Annotated in this window: 3 protein-coding genes; all 3 read right to left on the bottom strand. The window is 71.2% G+C overall.

Translation table 11 applies throughout. The features are described 5' to 3' along the window. Nucleotides 1-1,724 (bottom strand): DUF7507 domain-containing protein (locus tag ACWGKU_RS10110; protein WP_452191396.1); only part of this gene is annotated, 1,724 nt, incomplete at its 3' end. A 614-nt stretch (nt 1,725-2,338) separates the two neighbouring features. Beyond that, complete coding sequence (locus ACWGKU_RS10105; protein WP_452180385.1) at nt 2,339-3,604, bottom strand: acyltransferase family protein; 1,266 nt, start codon at nt 3,602-3,604, stop codon at nt 2,339-2,341. A 306-nt stretch (nt 3,605-3,910) separates the two neighbouring features. Next, nucleotides 3,911-5,590, bottom strand: a complete 1,680-nt coding sequence (locus ACWGKU_RS10100) for a trypsin-like serine protease (protein WP_452180384.1) — start codon at nt 5,588-5,590, stop codon at nt 3,911-3,913. Nucleotides 5,591-5,779: the final 189 nt, after the last annotated feature.

Here is a 5,779-nt window from a genome sequence, read left to right as displayed (position 1 = left end):
GGTGAGGTGACGGGCGGGCCGCTGGGTGGGGTTCCGTGGGCGGTGGCGGTGTTGGTCACGGTGCCCGCGTCGATGTCCGCCTGGGTGACGGTGTAGGCCGCGGTGCAGGTGGTGGAGGCGCCGGGGGTGAGCGTGGTGACCGGGCAGGTCGCCGTGGGGGAGGTGCCGGTGCCGGAGAACTGGGTCTCGGTCACTCCGATGGTGGTGAGGTCGACGTTTCCGGTGTTGGTGACCAGGTAGGAGTATGTGACGGTCTGGCCCGCGGTGGAGACGGTCGTCGGGGAGGCGGACTTGGCGATCGTCAGCGCCGGAGTCGAGGGCGGTGTCGCCGCGTTGAAGGAGTCCGAGGCCGTGACGGTGACGCCTGCGATGGTGGTGGCGGTGACCGTGGAGGTGTCGGTCTCCTGGGTGCCGGGTTCCATCGCCGGGATGGTCCCCGTGCAGTCGAACGTCGCGCCCGGCACGAAGGGGCCGGCCCAGGTCGTACCGGTGGCCGGGCCGCCCAACGGGGAGAAGTCACAGGACAGGCCGGTGAGGGCCGGGCCGGACGTCGTGCTGTCGGTGACCTCCACGTTGCTCAGCACCAGCGACCCGTTGTTCCTGACGGTCATCGTCACCGGCGTCGGAGTCCCGGCGGGGACGGACTTGCCGGGTGCCGTGTTGTGGTCGCCGTTCGTCGGGCCCTCGTCGGTGGAGAACTTGACGATGGAGAGGTTGTTCCCGCCGCCGGAGTTGTTCCAGTTCGGGTTGTCCAGCGAGGTTCCGGCGTTCTGGCTGGTGCCGTTCCCCATGGCGACCACGACGGTGTCCGAGAACTGCTTGAGGGTGTTGTCCGTGATCGTCACCGGCAGGATCAGCCCGACGCTCGTGTTCGCCGGGACGGTGACGGTGACCGAGATGCCGGTCGGAGTGCACGAGTTGAGGGTGGCCGTGCCGGTGTAGGTGACGTCGTTGCCCAGTGTGTTGGTGGCCGTGTCCAGGTTCTGCTGGGCGATGGTGGACGAGGGATCGGTGGAGTAGGGGAGTGTCAGCCCCGGTACGAACGCCGCGCAGTTGAAGGCCTGGCCGGCCTGGGCGGTGTCCGTGAACGTGGCCGTGGTGGCCGTCGTGCTCGCCGGGGTGTGCATCACCCAGACGATGTTCGTGTCCGGGAAGGCGGTGCCGGTGTAGATGAGCCCGTACTTCTCGGCGTTGGCGGGATTGCGGGGCGGCCACGGCTCGACGACGATCGGGGTGGTGAACGTGACCCCCGCGTTCGTCGTGTAGACGAGGTCCTGCGCGCCGTTGTTGTCGGTCGACAGCTGGGCGCTGATCGTGGTCTGCCCGCAGACGCCCGTGTGCGTCTCGACATAGGCGCCCATGGTGTACGTCACGACGGCGGGCCGGCCGGCGATGGTGGCGGTGCCGATGGCCGCGCCGGTGCCGTCCAGCACGGTCTGCGTGCCGGACGGGAAGTTCGCGAGCTGCGCCGGCATCGTGACCGAGAAGGTGTCACCCGCATGGCTGCCGTCCGGGACGCACCAGGTGATCTGCGTGGTGACGGTCATCCCGGGATGGAGCGGCGCGGACGGCGATCCGGCCCAGGTGGTGGTGATACCGGTGATCGCATTGATCGAAGCGCTGTACGCGGGGGTCTGCGCCCCGTGGATCAGCACGGCCGCGAGCGCGGCCAGCACGACGACGGTCTGTCTGAGGGCAGGCCGCATCATTGCCAGTAGTGGCATTGCTTCTCTCCTAGGAAATCCGGCGAACTCCATCCCGGAGCCGGTCGGCCTCCGACACTGCGGCCGATCGGCTGCGGGTGCGGGGTGTTCACCGTTGAGTCGCGTCGGCCGAATCCTTTCGGCGGCCGTTGAGTGCCTGGTGCGCGTCGGCGCCGGTCACGCTATGGAGCTTCTCGTCATCACCCGCGACCTCCTCGGGGCCGGAACACCTGAAGGGCTCTGCCGGGATCCGGGCCGGCCACACGCATTCGGGCGAACCGGCTTCCGTCCGATTCGCCGAAGCGCGGTGAACGCGCCTCATCGGCATGACGTGGGTCGGCTCGCAGCAGTGCGAGAGGACGCACCGTCACATGCCTGACGCACAGCAGATGGTACGTGTCGGTACAGATCTTCCGGCGATTCTCCCTACCTGGCGCGTCGAGGGCGTGCAAGTCGAGGAGGAAGCGCGATCCGGCCCGACCGGCCCGACCGGCCCGCACCGTCGGAGCTGCCGAAGCACCGGGGCCGGGGGGCGAAGGCCGGTGAGGCCGACAGGGGGTGATGAGGCCGGGAACGCGGACAGGGACCGGTGCCGGGTGGCGCCGGTCCCTGTCGGGCCGCGGGGGTGGGGTGGGTCAGTAGGAGTCGGGGGTGTGCTGCTGCGGCGGGCGGGTGTCCCTGGGGGTGAAGGCGGTGGCCCAGGGGGTGGTGACGGTCTCCAGGACGCCGGGGGCCCGGGTCGGCGCCGGGGCGGGCTGCGGGGGGAGGGGTTCGGCGGCGCGGAGCTGGTCGATGCTCCTGGTCATGCCGGTCTTGAGGCGGGGCGTCAGGGGCTTCTCGATGAGCCGGTGGACCAGCCAGGAGGCGACGAGCATGCCGGCGGTGACGACGGCGACCGCCGTCCAGGGCTTGGTGCCGTGGTCGTAGAGGGCGCGCAGGGCGGTCCAGCCCATGGCCTCGTGGAGGAGGTAGAGGGGGTAGGTGAGGGCGCCGGCGAAGGTGAGCCAGCGCCACTGGATCCGGGAGCCCCAGCCCATGGCCACCGCGGTGATCACGAGGTAGGAGAGGGTGGTCAGCAGGACGGCGGGCCAGGTCGGCAGCTCGGGCCGGCCCAGGACGGTGTTCACGTCGTGCTGGTGCTGGATGGTGTAGAGCACCGAGAGGATCCAGCTGATCCCGACGATGCCGAAGAGCATGAGGTTGGGACCGTACCGGTGGACCAGGTAGAGCGCGAGGCCGGCGACGAAGAACGAGGAGACGTCCGACATCGCGAAGAACTCCAGGACCGGCCACTTGGTGCTCGCCGAGACGATGCCGGCGACCGTCCAGATCGAGCAGAAGGCCACGATCCGCCGGTAGGTCACGCCCTGCCACACCACGATGGCGAACAGCAGGTAGAAGCGCAGCTCGGCCCAGAGCGTCCAGTAGACGGCGTCCACGTTCGGGATCCCCAGGCCCACGTGGAACATGGTGAGGTTGGCGAGGACCTGCTCGGAGGGGAGCGGCTGGCGCACGAGCGGCCACATCGTCACGACCGCGGTGGTGAGCAGGACGGCGAACCAGTACGCGGGGTAGAGCCGGATGACCCGGGAGCGGACGAAGTCGCCCACCGGGCGGCCCCAGCTGCTCATGCAGATCACGAAGCCGCTGATCACGAAGAACAGGCAGATACCCGTCCAGAGGTACGCGGCGGGCGCGGAGGCGCGGTGGAACACCTGCTCGGCCGGCTTGCCCCAGGCGCTGATCTCGGGCTTGGTACCGCCGCCGTAGCCGATGTAGTGGTGGAAGACCACCATCAGCGCGGCCAGGATGCGCAGGCCGTCCAGGACGGCGAGACGGCCGCCCTTGGCGGATTTGCGGCGGCCCGAGGAACCTGGTCGTTGCCGGGGGAAAATGCTCACGGCTGACGATAACGCACGCCCTGTAAGCCGCTTGCAGGCCCCTGCGCATGACAGGGCAGGGCGGCGACGGGCTGCGGCAGGGCGTTTTCCCGTGATCGAGGCAAGTGCTGGGAGGGGCGTCCCCGCCCCCGGAGGCGGGGCGGGGACGGACGGTGCGGTCGGGGAAGGCCGGGGGCGGCCTGCCCTCGGGAGTTCCTGACGCGCGCGCCCCGGCGCGGGAGTGGACCACCACCCCGCGCCAGGACGCACGACGGATCGGCGCGCGGAGGGCGCGCCGGTCGGAGGACGCCGGTCGGAGCGCGTCGGTCAGAGCGTGCCGGTGATCGTGGTGCCGGTGTGGTTGCCCGGGATGGCGGTGAGGTCGAGGTTCTCGGGGGCGGCCCAGGTGCCGTCGTTGTGGCGGGCGGTGAGCAGGACCTTGTTGTCCGTGGTGGCGATGGCGAACACGGCGTCGGTGTCGACGGGCGTGGCGCTGATGCTGGTGCCCGTGACGTTGCCGATGACGCCGCCGAGGGACGTCACGGGCTGCCAGGTGTGGTTGAGGTAGCGCATGGTGTGGTACTGGCCGTCGCTCGCGATGAGGGCGAGGTTGAGGTCGTTGCCCTGGCGGGAGACGGCGACGCCGCTCACCGGGCCGGTGCTGCCCGCGGCTTCGGAGACCGCCCCCCAGGTGCCCCAGCTGCCGGAGCCGGTGCGCAGGGTGTGGTAGACCTTTCCGCCGGCCACGGCCGCGATGTGCAGTTCGGGTCCGGCGTCCCCGGACGCTCCGGCGGCGGAGATGGCGGTGATGCCGTTGAGCGGGCCGGTGACGTCGGTGACCACGTTGAACGCGGTCCACTGGCCGGCGCCGTTGCGGATGGAGTGGTAGAGGGTGCCGTTGGCGACCACGACCACGTGCAGGTTGTCGCCGATGGAGGCGATGGAGACCTGGGTGATGCCGCTGAGGTCCGTGAGGGCGACGTTGAGGTCGGCGAACGTCTGCTTCCAGCCGCCGTCGAGGTTGCGGATGGCGTAGTGGAGGTGCCCGTCGCCGCCCAGGGCGATGATGTGGGTGTCGGCGTTGATGCCGGCCGAGGCGACGGCGCGCACCCCGCCGATGGCGCCGGCCGTGGCCTGGACGTCCTCGTACGGGGTCCAGGCGCCGTCGTAGAGACGGCTGGCGAAGTAGAGGTTGGCGTCGCTGCGCACCAGGGCCTGGGTCTTCCAGCCCAGGGACTTCGCCCGGGTCTGCTGCACCCAGCCGGCGACGTTGTCGACGCGGGTGTTGTAGGCGCCGGTGCGGGTCTCGGTGGCGGGCACGCCCAGGCAGCCGCCCTGCCAGGAGCGGGAGGCGACGGCGACCAGCTCGGCCTTGCCGCCCGTCTCGCGGATCACGGGGGCGCCGGTGTCGCCCTTGCAGATCGCCGCGCCGCCGGTGCCGGTCGTGCCGAGGCCGGCGGCGGCCACGGTGTCGAGCGAGAAGGCGCCGGTGTGGAGCTTGAGCGGAGCCCACTCGTCCTTGGTCCGGCCGTACGCGGGCACGCGCAGCGTCTGCCCGGCGGTCGGCGCGGCGGTGGCGACCGCCAGCGGGGCGATGCCGTCGACGGGCGTGGCCAGGCGGGCCATGACGAGGTCACGGCCGGCGTACGGCACCAGCTCGGACACCTCGGCGGTCCTGCCGCCGGTGGTGGTCAGGTCGGTGCGGCCGACGGTGGCGACGGTCTTCCACTTCGGCGCGCCGGCCGCCAGGGCCTGCGGCTGCGCCGGGTCGTCGGCGAAGCAGGAGGCGGCGGTGAGCACCCAGTTGCGGTCGACCAGCGCACCGGTGCAGGCACGCAGGGTGTCGCCGATCGCCAGGCGCGCGGTGAAGGCGTAGGAACCGTCGGCGGCCGCGTTGCCGACCACGGCGCCGGCCGGGGGTGTGGCGAGGGTCGTCAGGGTTCCGGCGGCGAGGACGGCGGTCAGCGCGCCCGCCCGCAGGTTGCGGGACGAGGAGGTGCGAGGCATGAGTGGGCTCCCGAACGTGAGAGGTGGTGATGCGGGGGTGGTGGTCAGCCGGTGACGCGCAGTTCGAGCAGGGTGGTGGGCTTGCCGCTGCCGTTGCCGCTGCCGATCCCGACGGGGACGGCGGTGCCCTTGGCGATGTCGATGCTCTGGGAGGCGCCCTCGCTGGTGAGCTTGGCGTTGACCGAGTAG

Source organism: Kitasatospora sp. NPDC054768 (assembly GCF_053612025.1).
Note: the sequence above shows the minus strand (reverse complement) of the source record. Positions and strands in the feature narration are given on the sequence as shown.